Below are 16,795 nucleotides of genomic sequence, written 5' to 3'. Positions count from 1 at the left end.
GCCAACTGTAGTAGTGCCGCGACTTTCTAGCCGCACTTGATATTAACAGTGCACTTCCCACCTCCCAAGGTCCGGGTTCGTTGCACGGGTTCCAGACGCTAAACGTGCTCACGATTTTACTGAGCTCTGGGGGCAGATCTGAAATTGGATTTGGTACAAACGGTTCAACCGCGCCTCTGAACGTCGTTGCTGCAGATGCAAGGTAATCGCAATTAGGCGTTCCACCTTCTGCAAACTCCAGGACGATCGTCGTGTTGGCTTCTTGGGGGATTTCTTCCGAAACACTAAACTGATGAAGCCGGTGCCTTTCATAGAACCACGCAAATCAGGCGAGGCTTGCATTTCCTTGCGCCACCGATAGGTGATTTCATGCGACGCTACGATGAATCGAGAAAAGACGATTTCGATCAGAGCCTTGAATTGGGTCGGGACAACCAAGAATGTCTCGACGGAATGAATGCTTGGTGTACCAACGTAGAAATCGCCCGGGAGAGCCAAGGGCTTTATGCCGAGATGAGCGGCCTTCCAATCGCGTCGCACTCGATAGGGTGTCCGCACGTTGAGCATAAATCGAGCTCGATGAATTTACGTTGGATCTTTAGCGAGTTCCTCAGCCAACATTGCCAGGGCTGCCCACACCACTCTCCCGCTGGTGACCCAAGTTGGGGAAATGAAATTATCGCTAGCCAGCGAAAGGCAGTTGAAGCTCGCGAGGGAAAGGAGGCGGATGAGACGGCTCGCATATCTGAGCTACGCGCCAATCTCGCTGACCAGAGCACACAGATAGGCGAAATGGCGTCGCCGGAAACGCGTGAGCTTATTCAGTTCTTGGAGCAGTTATTCTCCGAGGATGCATCGAAACGTGCTGCTGCGTCACAGCGACTGGTGGAATCTGCCAGCCTCGCGCCGGAACTGTTTCCCGACGCCAGCGTCACTCTGTTGATCACATTGGCTTCCACCGACGATCATGCCGAATTGACGCTACCAACCTGCATCGCGCTAGCACGGGCATCGCAAAGCGTTCGTGCCGCGATGCTTCCCATGGCAACCGCGAACATCGAGAGAGGATTCTATACCGAGCTGACAGCCGAGTTGGTGGACGCACTCGGAGACACGGTTCAGTACCCACTTAGCGATACGCTTATCGACAGTCTGATCCGCACCCAGCATGATGACATGGCATTCCTTCTGTGGCATCGGTCGTCTCCGAGCTACCAATGGCACCTCAACGCCCTCCAAAGAAGCTACGACGCAGACCAGGAAAGTGTCAGGCAAGCGTTTCGGCTTGGTTTGCAGAACTTGGACGACCGTACCCGCATTCGATACTGCGGTGCCTTAAAGAGACTTCAGCGAAGCAGACCCAGCATCGCTGTGGATCTGATCGAATCGATTGCCCAATCTCTCTGTCTCTTTGAAACGAATGATCGTGGTTCCAATACGCCATCCGCAGAGATCGTCGGCGTCCTGCAACACGCATTCAAATTCGCTCCAGACCAAGTCGACGAAGAGCTGGCGAGTACTTTTGCCGGATCACGTCCCGCGGTCAAGGAAGACATCATCCGCGTATATTCTGATCTGCTTGATTGGGACGATGATAAAACGAAAGAAGTCGATGATATCGCTCGTTCGCAACAGATTGCTTTTGGTCGACTTTTCGATTGGGTGAAAGACGACATGCTTGAACTTGATCTGAGAGGCGAAGCGGCCGAGGCTTTGGAAAACGCAGCGTCACATCGGCCGGTGGTAATCTCTGAGAAGTTCGACGCTATCTTGGGATACTTGGCCCTGATTGTTGCGATCAAAGAACCTCCTGAGCCCCCGCCAAAAATCATCATTCCTGGCGAGAGCGAAGATCCACGCCTCGCTGGTCTACAGGCCCATGGGCGAAAGCGTGAATGGTTGATGCTGAAAGACCGATTGATTCGCTGCTTGAAACACCTGACTGAGCAACAGAGTTCGGTTCACTTTGACACGGTTGCCGGGTGCCTTCAAAATCGTGATGCCAATGTGGGCGCGGAGCTGAAAGCGGTCTGCATGACACTCCTTGGGACGATTGGCGAGAACTACCAACTACGATCCAAGGCTCTACCGTTGCTGATGAAAGGACTCATGGATTATGAATCCGTTTGGGTTCGCGGACACGCTATCGACGCCACCTGTGAGATGTTTCGATATAGCAAGTCGCCGCCACCATCGAACATCATCGACATCATGAATGTTCACCTGCGAGACACCTACACGATGGTCCATAAGGCCGCTGTTGAGGTTGTCTCAAGAGGACCGCGATGGTTTGATGAGGATCAGGCACTGGACGCAATGACTGCACTGGCCACCCATTTGAAGGTCTACAAAGACGACCCAATTCAATTAGAGAGCATTTGCGAAGCCATCCTCGGTTTGGCACGTCAACACGATGGGCTCATGCACATCGCCATTGGATTGGTCAAGTCCACACTCCCAACCGGTGAAAGTCGCCCCGACCAAAAGATCATCGCGAATCTTGTGCGAACCTGCCCGCCAAATTCGCCGATCGCTGGAGTAGTATCTATTCTGATTGCGGAATTCCTGGCAAGAGTCCGTAGTCGGCGACTGAACGGATACGAGCACGACCGAAAGCGAATGTTTCAATGGCTTCATTCACTGCCCCCTAGGACGTACCAGCACATATCAAATCAACTGTTGAACGCCGCACGCGAAATGGCAGTTCACGACCCTTGGGAAACAACTCATTTCGCGAGTCTTTTTTCGCACTTCGGTGATTTCGCGAAAGAGAACTCGATACTAGATACAGTGAGGAACGCCATCCGCGATGAACCGAGGCACCAAGAGTTCCGAGACGACTTGTTGAAGCTCGCGACAGTCGCAAAAGGTAACGCGTGCTTGCGCACGGGCGACGTTGACTTGGCCATGGCGACCTTTGCGTCTCAGGGTGATCCGCAGTCATGAAAAAGTTTCTTAATGTTGACCTCCGTCAGGCCATCGACTCTTCCCAGGCAATCCTCGAAATCCGAGCGACTCTCTTCGCACTATCGTTGGACGACGACGATGCGTCAGATTGCGTCGCGAGCATGATCGAACGAGCGTCGAAAACAATTACCAAAGCGGCTGATCCTCGAATTCCCAATGGCTGGAAAGCGTTCATCGCAGGACTGAGACTGCTTGAGAATTCAATTCGTTGCCAAGCGATGGCGCGGTCTGGTGTTGGTGACTTGATCGCTGAAACAGCTCGAACGAAATTCTTGGTCGATGAGTTTAGTTCCAAGTTGTCGGAACTAGATCCGGGACCAGTCGCGAAATCAGATCACTCAGGTGCTAGCAGGTTGGAAGATCCATCCTTCTTACGCGAACTCTTGCTCGGAATCTCACTACCAAGTCTGTACTTGGCGGACGAGAAAGACCGCGAGAGAAGGGATCAATCGCATGAGATTGGTCCGGAACCGAAGCGACCGCTGGTGCGCGTGATCGCATTCCTGGACGATATTCCGATCGCGACGCCTCAGCTGCTCCGATCGGATCTGCTGTACTCGATTCGCTTCAAAATCAAGGGGTTAGAATGGCCGGTTGACTCGAAACGAGTTCGCCTGGATTTGTTGACCACTTGCCCGCAAGGAGAATACTCGATTTCGGAATTCATTTCGGACCAACCGCCTGTCGACAAGAACGGCGGATTTGAAGTCGAACTGAGCGGTCAAATCAAGTTCCAGTCTGGTCAAAGCAGTCTGCTGGATGATCTTGTGTTCGCGGTTCAGGTTGCGTTTGAATCAGATGACAACCATTGGACCGAAGTTCCAGCAATTGGACACACTGAGCTTCGGTTGAAAGTAACTGATGAGAGTCGGCAGCCCCTGCTTGTCGGAAACCGAAGCCTTGACCGTCATGTCAATGATTTGGCTACGAGTCTGATTTCGCAATGCCCCGCTGCAAAGGATGAGTTGCCAGAACTGCTCCCCATGCTTGGGGCGTTGACAAGGTTGCTCGCGACTTATGCTCAGGACGCCGTTTTCAAAGGGAAAGCAAGTGTTCTCGAGGCCGACTTCCAAAGACTTGTGAAGAGAGACTTGACGAATATTTTGGGGCAGGATGTCCAACAACACGTTGGTCAAGCGGGAGGTTTTACTGATATCCGATATCGCGGGGTGATTGTCGAGCTCAAGGTCGAATCCTCGAACGGAGACCGTGACCATTTAGTGGACACCTACGCTTCGCAAGCCACTCAATACACCGGAGCTGAGGCTAGGCAGGTGAGCATTCTGCTCGTGTTGGACTTAACGGAGAAAGTTCAGCCTCCTGGAGATATCCGCAACGACATCCGACTATTCGACGTGAAGACACACGGGCAAAACCAAGGCGGATTCCCGGCCAAGGCGTTCCTCTTCGTCGTCAACGGAAACACTCGGTCGCCGTCGAGTTACTCCAAATAGGACCTTCGCATGTCGTTATTGTAGCTGGATGATTCGATTTCGAAACGAATCACGGGATTGATCGACTTCGGTCATCTGCTGCGGTGGCCGACTTCGGTGCCACTATTTTCGCTACACGGGTCGACGAGTTCGAAGCCAGATGGGAGGCGTCCTACATTTGCGTCTCGGTAACGCTATTAAATTTGTCCTGCATCGACTGCTCGCGATCCGTGCGTGTTCCGACTTTGATGCTGGTGGTGATTCGCGGCGCGCCCATCGCGTGAACACGCTCGTGGCAACACTTTATTGCGGCGAACACTTCGTCCCAGTCACCCTCGATGTTGGTGCCGTACGCATGAAGCTGGTGCTTCAGCCCTGCTTCCTGCAAGACCTTTTGGCACTCAGCGACGTACTTGCCCACGGAGACACCCACGCCCATCGGCACGACGCACAAATCTATGATCACTTTCATCTCAACAGCCTCTCTCACGTTTCGGTCAAGTTTGATTCGCCTCGCCAAAGCCTACAATACCACGACGTAGCAACAGAATTTAGCCTGTGGTAAGTGGAACGCCACCTCCGGCTTCAGGAGCGAAAGGCGGGCGGATTGGAATTGACGAGGGGGAGCTAACAAAGCCTTCATTGGTTGTGGTAGAAACAAGAATCGAACTTTTTTTGAAATGCTGGTGGAAAATCATGACGACAATCTTTCACAATCCGAGGTGCTCGAAATCTCGTGCTGCTGTGGAGCTTTTGCGTTCACGTGAGATTGATTTCGAGTTGGTGAAGTATCTGGAAGCCCCGCCAAGCGAAAAACAGATTCGCGACATCGTGAAGATGCTGGGTATCAAGCCGGCGGAGTTGGTGCGGAAAGGAGAGAAACTGTTTAAGGAGCTGAAGCTTGGCGAGCAAGAGCTATCGGACAAAGAATGGATCGCCATTCTCGCCTCCCATCCTTCACTGATCGAGCGTCCGATCGTCTTGCATGAGGGGCGAGCCGCGATCGGACGACCTCTCGAAAATGTGGTTGAGATCCTTGATCAATAACGGAGAGCCCCAGTCGCAGCCGCGTTGCTGTATCCGTTCTTCGGCGTTTTGTTCAGCCCCATGATTGCAGCGGCAGCGATGAGTTGTAGCAGTGTGTCCGTGATTGCGAATCCGTTGAGTTTGCGAGCCGCGACGCTTGGTTGATTCTTAGAGAATGTTTTAGAACTCCTTCTAAAGGAGGGGCGAGCCTTAGCGAGGGGAAGATCCAGCGTAAACCCTCTCCTCGCTTCGGCTCGACTCTCCCAGAGGGAGAGTGAAATTGAGTCATCCTGTTTTAAAAACAGTCTCTGAAACATCTTTTGGCACCGGGCAAAGCTTACCCAATCGTTGCAAGTGGAATGAAAACCGATTCCACGACGAGTGCGATCAGCCGGGGCTATACCCAGCATGGGTATGTTGCCGAAGGTTGGAATACGACTCGGCATCATTCCAGGGATTCGGAATTAATGAAACGGAAACTACTTCAGTTGTTGATCGCGGTGACGGCGACGACGACTTTCCAAACGGCTGTTGCTCAGGAAGCCTCGATGGGGCAAATGATGAGCATGGATCAAACAATGGCGCAGTCACTCGGTGGTGCCGATGACCAAGTTCTACCCGAGAGCGACTTGCCGCCATTGCCGGACATGCCGAGTGGGTTTGCTGATTTCGATACCACGTATGACTACGCGGACAACGCAACGGTCGAAACTCATACGCTCGAAACTGTCTTGGCCCTGGCGGCCGGCAACAATCCAACCATCCAGCAAGCGAGATTGCACGTCTCGGCGGAAACTTCCAAGGCGTTGCAGGCAGGTTTATATCCCAACCCTGTCCTGATGTACGTCGGCGAAAAGATTGGTAGCGACGGAAGTGCCGGGGAGTTTCAGGGATTCGAGGTTTCTCAGCGTTTCGTAACGGCTGGCAAACTGCAACTGAGTCGATTGAAATACCGCCAACGCGCGCATGTTGCCGAACACCTCGCAATTGCCCAGACGTACCGCGTGACGAATGCCGTCGAAGTTCAGTTCATTGAGGCACTGGCAGCTTCGATGCGACTTGAACTCCAGCGAGAGATTGAGAAGACGGCCGAGGACGGTGCGGTAACAACTCGTGAACAGTATAACCAAGGCCAAGCCAACTTGACGGCGGTTCGACGCGCCAACGTCATGCTGCAAAAGCAGCGTTTGGAACGCATGGCGACTGAGAACGAGTATCGCGATGCGTTGCGGCGATTGTCCGCCATCGTCGGCGTTCCGCTTTCCATTGGCCCGACCGAGGGTGAGTTGCGCCCGAGCAATGCGTTGGAGTCATTCGACACAATTCTCGCTCGGTTGATTACGGAGAGTCCTGAAGTGTTGGCCGCACGAGCAAAATTGCGAGTGGACCAAACGACCGTCCGTCGAGAGCAAGTGGAGTGGATTCCTGACGTCACCGTCCAGGGTGGGCCGGGCTACAACTTCAGCAATGGCGACGACGTTTACAACGCGGGCGTCCAAATTGAGCTGCCGATTTACGATCGAAACCAGGGAACGATTCGTCAAGCCTGCCAGGACTTGCGACGTCAGCAATTCGAGATTCAGAGAATGGAATTGCATCTGAAAGAACGTCTGGCATCAGCCTATCGAACCTATGCTACTGCTTTGCAGCACGCGACGGAGTACGATCGAGTGGTGATTCCCGAACTGAGGGCGGCTTATCGACAATTGCTTGTCAGCTACAAAGACAACCGGATCGCTTGGCCGGATGTGTTGGAAGGTCAACGCGACTACTTTCAAGCCAGAATGCAACAGATTGATCAGTTCAAGCACGTTCGGCAACAGGAAACGATGATCAACGGATTTCTACTTGACGGCGGGTTGATGGCTGCTGAAGGCCCAGTTCCACCGGGACACATCGATGCGGTACCGAAGCCGCGGTAGTAAGAGAGGGAGACACAGAGACAAGGAGAGTGTGAGAAAACCGTTGCCTGCACAAGAGCTCCGTGTCTCCTTGTCTCCCACTCTCCTTGTCTTGAATTGTTTTCATTGATGTTCAGAAACTGAAACGAAGAAGAAAAATGTCAAACACCGAAGACCGCCGAAGTTTCTTGACCGCCGGATCGCTGGCCGCCGCGACGGGAGTGGTTGGGAATTTGCTTGGTAGGAACGTACAGGCCCAAGAACCGATGCCAATGGACATGAAAGGAATGTCCTCGCACCAGCATGGCGAGCACACACCGCCCCAGATGCCAGCCGGCTCGGACGTTCAGGCTGAATACGATGGGTATTCCCGATTCAAGCCGTCACGCGGAAACGATCCCAACAGCGACTACTACCTTGGCAAGATGATGCCGGGTTTCCGGCCGGCGTCTGATGGTCCGGCTACTTTTGAAGCTCCTGACTTGGACAAGCTTCCCTACAAGATGGTAGGTGGAGTGAAGGAGTTTCAACTTGTCCCGATGGCGGTCAAGCGAGAGTTTCTACCCGGCTATGAGATGAATGTGTATGGCTACAACGGCAGCATGCCGGGGCCGACAATCGAAGTCACGCAAGGAGATCGAGTTCGGTTTGTTGTAACCAACGAGCTACCCGAAGATACGTATGTGCATTGGCACGGTTTTGAACTTCCGATTCAGTGGGATGGTGCGTCGGAGTTGACTCAAGAACCGATTAAGCCTGGTGAGACTTTTGTGTACGAGTTCGACGTTCACGAGGAAGGCACGTTTTTCTACCACTCGCATGTGCCGATGCAGGAAGCGTTTGGAATGGTGGGCTGGTTCATCGTCCATCCGAAAAAAGTCTTCGACCCACCGGTCGACCGTGATTTCGGATTGATCTTCCAGAATTTCTTTATCGACAGTTCGCAAACCATCGCGGACAGTTGGAAGATGGATTGGAACTGGCACACCATTAATGGTCGGAGCGGTCCTTACACGACACCGCTGGTTGTCAAGCATGGCGAGCGTGTGCGAGTTCGCATCATGAATTTCGCGCCGATGCAGCACCATCCGATCCACCTTCATGGTCACACATTTTGGCTAACCGGTCGCGAAGGTGCCCGCACTCCGTACTCTGCTTGGATTCCGCGAAACACAGAACTGATCGGAATTGCTCAAGCAACCGACTTTGAATTCATCGCCAATAACCCCGGCGACTGGATGTTCCATTGCCACATGGTCCATCACATGATGAACCATATGACCGAGCAAGTCGGCCCGAGAATGCGGCAGGGAGTGTCGGTTGACCAGTACCTTGCAAACCTCGATTCTCGCCCACGAGTTGATGCGACGCGGCAAGACCCCGGATTCGACACGCCGGGATATCCTCAAGAAATGAAAGGCATGAATATGTCGCCGTCGATGATGAAAGCGATCGGTTCGCGGCGTGCAATGATGGGGATGCGTCCGATGGCCGAAATGGCGGTCATGGGGTTGATGACTACGTTGAGAGTTATGCCGAAAGACTTGTATCACAAGGTAATGGAAACGGACCAGGAGGTCGAACCCGGCGAAGTATTCAACGAGATCGTTCGGCGTTTTGGCGATCCAGCGAAATACAACCCTGGCATGAAGGGCATGAAGATGTAGTTCTCGGTACTGCGTCGTTCCCGGAAATTTCCGGTGTCGTGGGACTGCCGATCGGGGCTAAGTTCGCTACACTAATTCGGTCCAGACGCACGCTCAACTCCCAATCCCCAGTTTTTGTCACTGTTGCTCCGTAATGCTTTCCGAGGATGATAAAAAGAAGTTGACCAATCGTCTTCGACGCGTCATTGGACAGGTCGAGGCCGTTGGCCGGATGATCGAAGACGACCAATACTGTGTCGATATCCTGATGCAGTTGTCTGCCGCGACTGGAGCCCTTGGAAAAGTTGGTCAAATCGTCCTTGAAAACCATCTAAAAACCTGTGTCGCGGAAGCTCTCGAAGGTGGTGAAGCTGCTGAACGAGAAAAAAAGCTCGAAGAGTTGATCAGTCTGTTCAGAAAATACGCAAGTGTGATTGATTGAGCTTCGCGGCTCGTCTTTCCGTGGCCTGCCCTGGCGAAACAGTTATCTGTGCTCAAAACCTGGGCATCGTGAAGTGGAAAGTTCGCAATTCGTCTCGTCGTGTGAAGTTTGAAGGAAGTTGGACCATCTAACCAGTGTTGCTCTGTCGCTATTGCGAACACACCTTCCAACTCCATAAGAATCGATGAAGTCACCGAAGATTTGGCGGCAACTTCCGCTATCGCGACAGCTTCTCATCGCGGTCAACTCCGTGCTGCTTGTCGTCGTGACGCTGTTCGTAGTGATCGACCACCGATTACGAATCGTTCGACACGTCGATCAGGCGCGGGTCGCATTGTCTGAAGAAGCGAAGACACTCTATGAAGCCGCAGTTGCGCTTGATGGCAGTGAAACACGTGCGGTGCAGAAGCTTGTGGATGATGTCTGCGCCCGAATGAACACCATGGATTCACCCGGTCACCACATCGCATTGCAGTGGCAGGGCGAGTTGCTGCAAGCGAATTTACATGGTCGAGCTTCACCGGAAATGATAGACGCGATGATCGCGTCAGCCAAAGATGTCGCCATGCGTCAGCCAATGAAGCAATCGATTGTTGTTGGTAGTTTTGCTGGTCCGGCAGGGGCAGTTTACGTTTCGGAGAAGCGTTCTAACTTGATCTCCTCGGCTCGTGAAGAATTGTTGCGTCAACTCAGCGCAGTAGTTATTGCTGGTGCCGTCGCAACAGCAGTCGTGAATCTGATGCTCTATTTGGTGGTGACCAAGCCGATGAGAAAGCTGGTAGCATCACTAAAAAGTGTCGGGGAAGGAAACCTAGATTCGCGAACGCAAAACCTTAGTTGTCGCGAATTGCGATATCTCGGCGACCAAATCAACGTCATGGCGGAACGCCTCGAATCATCCGATCGTGATCGACGATTGCATATGGCGAAGGCGCGCGAGATTCAGCAGAATTTGCGGCCCGATGTCATTCAAATTCCACAATTGAGGATCGACTCTTCGTTTGAACCCGCCGATGACGTGGGTGGTGATTACTACGACGTGATTGCGTTAAACGATTCACAGGTGTTGATTTGCCTCGCCGATGTCGCGGGCCACGGAGTCCCTGCTGCAATGGCGGCAACTTTGCTGAAGGCATTCGTTTGCGAAGCAGCCAAAGTGACCATCGAGCCGTCCGAGATTCTCTGCCGCGTAAATCGTCAGTATTGCGAGTACGTAGTGAGTGGTCACTTTGCAACAATGGTCCTGGTGCGAATAGATCTCGTTGAACGGCGAGTCGTCTATGCCAACGCTGGCCACGAATGGCCGTTTGTCCATCGCGGTGGATTGCCTGTCGAGCGACTTGAAGCTGGGGACTTGTTGCTGGGAGTGGAAGTTGATACGGAGTACGAGCAGGCGGCGATACCAATTCGTCCTGGAATGAAGATCGTCTTGGTTAGTGACGGAGTTACCGAGGCGTTTAACCCAAGCGAGGAACAATTTGGCACGCAGCGTGTCGAGCAGGTGATCGCATCAGGAATGAACGATCATGCCAACGAGTTAACGAAACGCTTTGAAGATTCGTTGAACGATTTTCGATCGGGGCGAGCGGCGTTTGATGACACGACGTTACTGGTAGTAGAAATTTTGTAGTGAATTCGTCAATTCAATCTCGTTGGTCCCCAGTGTAGCGTCCGAATTGAATACCTCCGGACAACGGTAGTCGCGAATGCCTTGCCGCGGTGAAACCACGGATACCAAATAGCGCACTGCATCTGAGAAATAGAAATCTCGTTTTGCCCGCGCTTTGCAATTGTCAGTAGTTGGTGCCTTCTGTGGTCAGCCCCAATCCCGATAGGGACGGTAAGCAACTCTTGTAAAGAAACGCATCAGTGACAACAGCTACCACCGACACCGCCACTAGATCGCGAACCGGGCTGCGAAGGCGTTGTGTAGCTGGCCACCGGCTGGGCGTTTGGCTGGTAATCCTGAGTCAGGTCAACATCCGTGTTGTACTCGATGTTTGATGCCGCCTGAGCCACGTAGCTTTCCATCGACGATCTGTCTTCCTTTTTTGCGAGCCAGGGCAGACGCCCCGTGGCGCAACCTGTGGTTGAAACCAGCAGACCGCCCAGGGCGAGCCGCATTACGTTCTGGGTCATTTTCATATTCATTTGACAGTCCATGTCATTCAAGGGTGCAAAAGGGCGGGGACGGCGTGACTATCGACCGTGAGCAAGTCGCGGTTTCCAGGGACACCGCCCCCGCGTTTTTCGAGCGGGGGAGTCTGGGATGTTTTTTCCATGCTCCATGTCTCCCCCGTTCCCAATCTATTCTTAACGTAGCTTCGGCGCATTGACTCCTTGTTGTGCGAGTACGGTCAACCACTTTTGAGGTTCAGCAGCAATCTTTTTTGCGCAGCCAGGGCAACAAATGTAGATCGCTTTACCAGCCGCGTGAACTTTGTAAGGGCCGCCCATCGCGTCGAGCGGTTCATCCATGACCGGGCACTTCTTTTGTGCCGCTATGAAAGGAGCGTCCTCGGCACTGACCTTAAAGATGCCGGCCCGCACTTGCTCTGTTCCCGCAGGAACTGAGCCCGCTGAGCCGCCGCCATAGACCAAGGAAAGATACTTGGCAGGATCGGCCTTGATCTTCTTGATGCAGCCTCTGCAGCACAAAAAGATCGGCTTGTCGCCGACGATGACCTTGATGGGATCGCCCATGCTACCAAGCGGTTCATCCATAACCGGGCAAGTCTTCTGCCGAGCAATCAATGCTGCGTCAGCTTGTGTTGCAGAAGTCACCGTGATGCTGGCAGTCGAAGAGTTTGCCCTCTGGCTCCCGACGCTCTGGTTCCCAGGTCCCGAGGGGGCCCCATAGACCATTGCGAGATACTTCGCGGGCTCGGCTTCGATCTTCTTGATACAACCTTTGCAGCACAGATAGATTGGTTTGTTACCGACGGTCACTTTTATCGGTGTTCCCATTCCACCAAGCGGTTCGTCCATGACGGGACAAACTTTTTGACGGGCAATCGCGTCGGCGTCTTCCACTGTTGCAGTCGTGACCGTGATTTGCGGACGTCCCGACGCGTACTTTGCCGGGTCGGACTTAACCGCATTGACGCAACCGCCACAGCAGACAAACAAACGTTGTCCGTTAACGTCCACAGCGACCGGGTCCCCCATGCTTCCGAGCGGCTTGCCGCTGACCGGGCAAATTTTCTGACGGGCGATTGCGGCTGCGGCAAGCTGAAGTTCGCTGGCGGGAACGGTTGCAACTTCATTCAGCGTCAAGGCTTGGGCACGAACAGCGTCTATGCCAACCAATTGAATGTCGATTTCGATCTGACGTCCAGCGATCTGAGAAAGGTTGATCGGCGCGGTCAAACCACCTTTTCCATCAGGAAGTAAATCGTAGCGATAGCGTTTTGCATTCCCCTCGACTCGCAATGATGCGGCACCGCGACCGCGATCAACCGAAACAGGCTGGCCGCTCCGGTCGAAAACGAACATCTGGATGCCGCCTTGCGAAACGACGGTTTCGAGCTGAAGTGCACCTGCTTGCTTTAAGGAGCCGCCGTGCGGTCCAGCAATCGGACGACCCATTTGAGCCGTCGCCGTCTGACCGGACATCGCGTGGTTGTGACCGGCGTGACTATGCTGAGCACAGGCGTTAGACGCCGAAACGACCGCGATCAGTGCGGTGGTGAGTAAGATTTTGTGATTCATTGGATTCAGTCCCTTTTTTTGTGCGCGACCGATTCCGTTAGGTCGCTTCAAAGTGTTACGGGTTAGATGCGCAGGCAATCGAATTCCTTCACGCCGTTGGAAAAACTTTTTAGGCAGCTTTCATTAACTCCTCCGTCGGCGTTTCTTCGGTTTTACCCCAGAGTTCATCTCTAATGCCGAATCGCATTTTCGTTTCCAAATATGCAGAATAGAGTGTCGGAACAATGAACGACGTGAACGGCTCGGCAAGCATTCCCCCGAATACGGGGATCGCCATTGCACGAGCGACGTCAGCACCGCGGCCGGTCGCGATCAATACGGGAATCAAAGCCGCTAGAGTCGTCACGGTGGTCATCATGCAGGGGCGAATACGTTTCAGTCCCGCTTCGTAGACCGTGTCCCGAATGTCCTGAACGCTGTTGATCTTTCGTTTTTGCAGCAATTGATGGATGTAGGTTGCCATCACGACACCGTCGTCGACGGCAAGGCCAAACAATGCGATGAACCCAACCCAGACAGCGGTATTCAGTTCAACGTTCATCCAAGCGACCAACATCATGCCGCCCGCGAAGGCGACCGGGATGCCAGTGAACACTGCCATTGCGATGGGAAGGTTGCGGAATTCGACATAGATCAGCAACAGGTTAATCATGATCACAACCGGAATGATCCACATCAGCCGTAAGTTGGCTTCGATCTGATTGCGGAAACTTCCCACCGCTTCGAGCGAGTAGCCCGCCGGAAGTCCCAAATGATCAGGATGAGAAACTGGAAGCGACTGAGCGAGTCGAAGCTGCTCTTCGATCGCAGAGACAGATTCCAGGTCACCTTTTGATCCGTTCGTCATGAACGAAACGTGAGCGACCAAGCGACCGTTTTCACTGTTGATTGCACCCGGCCCCCAAGTCGTTTCTAACGCCGCGAGTTCCTCAAGCGGAACCACGGCGCCGCTGTGTGTCACAACCGGAAGTCGATTGAGTTGGTCGATCCGCTCACGCAAGTCGCGGTTGTACCGCAGTCGCACAGGGTATCTTTCGCGGCCTTCGACAGTTTTAATCAGATTCATGCCGCCGAGCGCGGTTTCGATCACCTGGTTGACCATTGAGACGCTCAAGCCGTAACGCGATGCGGCCTCCCGGTCGACGGTGAACTCGATATAGGGCTTTCCAAGCACGATGTCAGGGTTCACAGTTCCCGAATTGATGTGCGGCGACTTTTTCAATGTTCCGGCAACATCCATTGCCGCACCGGCCAAGGTCTTTAGATCGTCCCCGTAAACTCGAATTGCCATTGGAGCCTTAATACCCGATTGCAGCATCACCACCCGGCCCTCGATCGGTTGCAGCGCTGAGGCGGGGGTAACACCGGGCAGGGTGGCGACCTTGTTAATTTCATCCCAAATGTCACGGGCCGTTACGCCTTCACGCCACTCGCTCTCTGGCTTCAGCATGACGTACGTTTCAACCATCGCAGCGGGGGCTGGGTCGAGTGCCGATTCCACGCGACCAATCTTGCCCAGCACATCCTTCACTTCAGGGATTTGCCCGATCAACACATCCTGCGTTTGCAGCACTTGCATCGCCTGCGAAAAACTGGCCGCCGGATAGAGTGTTGGCATGTAGAACCAACTCCCTTCATCGAGCGCGATCCAGTCATCACTTTGTAAACCGGTAAAGACATGTTTGGCGTCAACGTAGCCGGGGAAGTCATTTAGCTCCGCACCGAAAACGCGGGCCGTTCGCTCGACCGGTTGCAGTATGGTCGGCATGCCGAAATACGCTCCAAGGCCTAGCACCAGGAGCATGGCCGGGAACGACAATGCGAACGCTTTGTGATTCAGGGCGTGACGCAACCTGGCCGCATAAATCCAACGAACAAAACGGCTCGACGGAATTTCTTCAATCGGGCGAATGCGTTCACGAAACAATTGCCATCCAGCGATCAATCCAATCCCGGCCGCAAGAAGCGTGACGATCCATTGTTCAAGTCCTGCGAATGCACCCAAGTCATCGCCCCACAGAAAATGCGAAGTCACCGCCAGCAAAGTCGCAAATGCGATCGCTGCAGCCAATGCCGTTCGCTTGCGGTAATTTGCACTCCGCAGCATAATGCGACTGAGTGCCGGGACGATCGTCACCGCCGTGATCATGGCTGCCGCGATCGCGAATGTCTTCGTGTAGGCCAATGGTGAAAAGAGGCGGTAGTCACGTCCCGTCAGAAAGAAGACAGGCAAGAAGCTGACGATGGTTGTCGCCACCGCGGTCACCACTGCGGGCGCCACTTCGATCGTGGCTTCATAGACGACTTCCGATCGGGATTTTTCCCTGTCTCCCGCACTCCCGGTCTCTCCATTGTCTTTTTCCCAGTCAGCCAGATGCTGGTAAATGTTTTCCGAAACGATGATGCCCATATCGACCATCGTGCCGATGGCGATGGCGATTCCGGCGAGCGACATGATATTTGCCTCCACGCCAACGACATGCATCGCGATAAAGGACATGAGTACTGCCGCGGGCAGGCAAATCGCGACCACGAAACTGCTGCGGATGTGCAATAAGAACAGTAAGATGATAACAGCGGTGATGATGATCTCGTCACGCAATGCGTGCGTCAGTGTCGCCATCGTTTCGTCGATCAGGCCGCTGCGATCATAGACGCCGTGGATTTCCACGCCCTTCAGCGCGGGCGTGATCGCGGCAATTTTGGCTTTGACACGATCAATCACGACGCGTGGGTTTTCACCGTATCGCATGACCACCACGCCACCGACCGCTTCGGCGCCGTTGTAATCGAGAGCGCCGCGTCTGAAATCCGGACCAAGTTGAACTTGAGCGACGTCGCTGACGCGCACGGGAATGCCCTTGCGCTGCAAGATGACCGTCTCTTCGATGTCGGTAATCGCTTTGGACTTGTCGCCATCGGTTCCAAGGAAGCCCTTGCCACGAACAATAAACTCCATCCCCGTCGATTCGACCGTTTTTGCTCCTACATCAACATTCGATCCCTTAATCGCCGTCGCAAGTTTGTCGAGCGAGACGTTGTAGTAACGAAGTTTGTCGGGATCAACTTCGATTTGATATTGGCGAACGTAACCGCCGATCGAAGCGACTTCGCTGACACCTTCGACGGCTTGCAGTTCATACTTGATGACAAAGTCTTGCAAACTGCGAAGCTCTGCCAAGCTCATGCCTTTTTTGGGCGATTTTAGGGTGTAGTAATAGACCTGCCCAAGCCCCGTCGCGTCGGGGCCTAGCTGAGGAACAACTCCCTCGGGTAACTGAGACGCTGCACTACCAAGCTGTTCGGAGACACGGCTACGTGCCCAGTAGAAGTCGATCGAATCTTTGAACGTGACCTGGACAAAGCTATAGCCGAACATGCTTTTTCCACGGACGGACTCAGCGCCGGGAACGGCCAACAACGACACGCTCAACGGATAAGTGACTTGATCTTCAATGTCTTTCGGTGAACGCCCAGGCCACGGCGTCAGTACGATGACTTGGTTCTCGCCGACATTAGGAATCGCGTCGATCGGCACCGCCTTGAAAGCGAACCAACCGCCCACACTCAAGCCAATCGTGAGAAATACGACCAGCCAAGGTTCTTTGACGCAAAAGCGTATGATTAGGTTGAGCACCATCGACCTCCTTGGTTATTCAAATTGCCAAC

Annotated in this window: 11 protein-coding genes; 7 read left to right on the top strand and 4 right to left on the bottom strand. The window is 53.6% G+C overall.

The features are described 5' to 3' along the window. Positions 1-369: 369 nt before the first annotated feature. The gene (locus NZK35_RS06900; protein WP_259631827.1) at positions 370-2,946 is read left to right on the top strand and encodes a hypothetical protein; all 2,577 of its coding nucleotides are present in this window, start codon (positions 370-372) and stop codon (positions 2,944-2,946) included. Continuing rightward, positions 2,943-4,421 carry a hypothetical protein gene (locus tag NZK35_RS06895; RefSeq protein WP_145214628.1) on the top strand — a complete coding sequence of 493 codons (1,479 nt, stop codon included), beginning with the start codon at positions 2,943-2,945 and terminating at the stop codon, positions 4,419-4,421. The genes NZK35_RS06900 and NZK35_RS06895 overlap by 4 nt, the downstream gene beginning before the upstream one ends. 151 nt (positions 4,422-4,572) lie before the next feature. Here NZK35_RS06895 and NZK35_RS06890 read toward each other — a convergent pair whose 3' ends face one another. Further along, complete coding sequence (locus NZK35_RS06890) at positions 4,573-4,872, bottom strand: MTH1187 family thiamine-binding protein (RefSeq protein WP_145214631.1); 300 nt, start codon at positions 4,870-4,872, stop codon at positions 4,573-4,575. 224 nt (positions 4,873-5,096) lie between these two features. On the opposite strand from NZK35_RS06890, the gene arsC reads away from it, so the two are divergent. The 5 genes from arsC to NZK35_RS06865 all read left to right on the top strand — a co-directional run bounded on the left by arsC (position 5,097) and on the right by NZK35_RS06865 (position 11,045). Then, positions 5,097-5,447 carry an arsenate reductase (glutaredoxin) gene (gene arsC / locus NZK35_RS06885; RefSeq protein ID WP_259631826.1) on the top strand — a complete coding sequence of 117 codons (351 nt, stop codon included), beginning with the start codon at positions 5,097-5,099 and terminating at the stop codon, positions 5,445-5,447. 338 nt (positions 5,448-5,785) lie between these two features. Next, entirely contained in the window at positions 5,786-7,348 is a 1,563-nt protein-coding gene (locus NZK35_RS06880) for a TolC family protein (RefSeq protein ID WP_259631825.1), read from the top strand. 137 nt (positions 7,349-7,485) lie between these two features. Then, positions 7,486-8,994, top strand: coding sequence for a copper oxidase (locus NZK35_RS06875; RefSeq protein ID WP_259631824.1), 1,509 nt, complete (start codon positions 7,486-7,488; stop codon positions 8,992-8,994). Between the two features lie 133 nt (positions 8,995-9,127). Continuing rightward, positions 9,128-9,415, top strand: coding sequence for a metal-sensitive transcriptional regulator (locus NZK35_RS06870; RefSeq protein WP_145214647.1), 288 nt, complete (start codon positions 9,128-9,130; stop codon positions 9,413-9,415). Positions 9,416-9,599: 184 nt separating this feature from the next. Then, positions 9,600-11,045: a SpoIIE family protein phosphatase gene (locus NZK35_RS06865; RefSeq protein WP_259631823.1), complete on the top strand. Its 1,446-nt coding sequence runs from the start codon at positions 9,600-9,602 to the stop codon at positions 11,043-11,045. Positions 11,046-11,281: 236 nt separating this feature from the next. Here the strand turns inward: NZK35_RS06865 and NZK35_RS06860 are convergent, their stop codons facing one another. From NZK35_RS06860 to NZK35_RS06850, 3 genes are all read right to left on the bottom strand, one after another. Further along, the gene (locus tag NZK35_RS06860) at positions 11,282-11,566 is read right to left on the bottom strand and encodes a hypothetical protein (RefSeq protein ID WP_259631822.1); all 285 of its coding nucleotides are present in this window, start codon (positions 11,564-11,566) and stop codon (positions 11,282-11,284) included. A gap of 162 nt (positions 11,567-11,728) precedes the next feature. After that, complete coding sequence (locus NZK35_RS06855) at positions 11,729-13,126, bottom strand: hypothetical protein (RefSeq protein WP_145214656.1); 1,398 nt, start codon at positions 13,124-13,126, stop codon at positions 11,729-11,731. Between the two features lie 109 nt (positions 13,127-13,235). Then, positions 13,236-16,763 carry an efflux RND transporter permease subunit gene (locus NZK35_RS06850; protein WP_145222876.1) on the bottom strand — a complete coding sequence of 1,176 codons (3,528 nt, stop codon included), beginning with the start codon at positions 16,761-16,763 and terminating at the stop codon, positions 13,236-13,238. Positions 16,764-16,795: the final 32 nt, after the last annotated feature.

This window comes from Stieleria sedimenti (assembly GCF_025060895.1).
In the GTDB taxonomy this organism is placed as follows: domain Bacteria; phylum Planctomycetota; class Planctomycetia; order Pirellulales; family Pirellulaceae; genus Stieleria; species Stieleria sedimenti.
The sequence above is the reverse complement of the archived record's forward strand: the minus strand, read 5'-3'. Positions and strand labels throughout refer to the sequence as shown.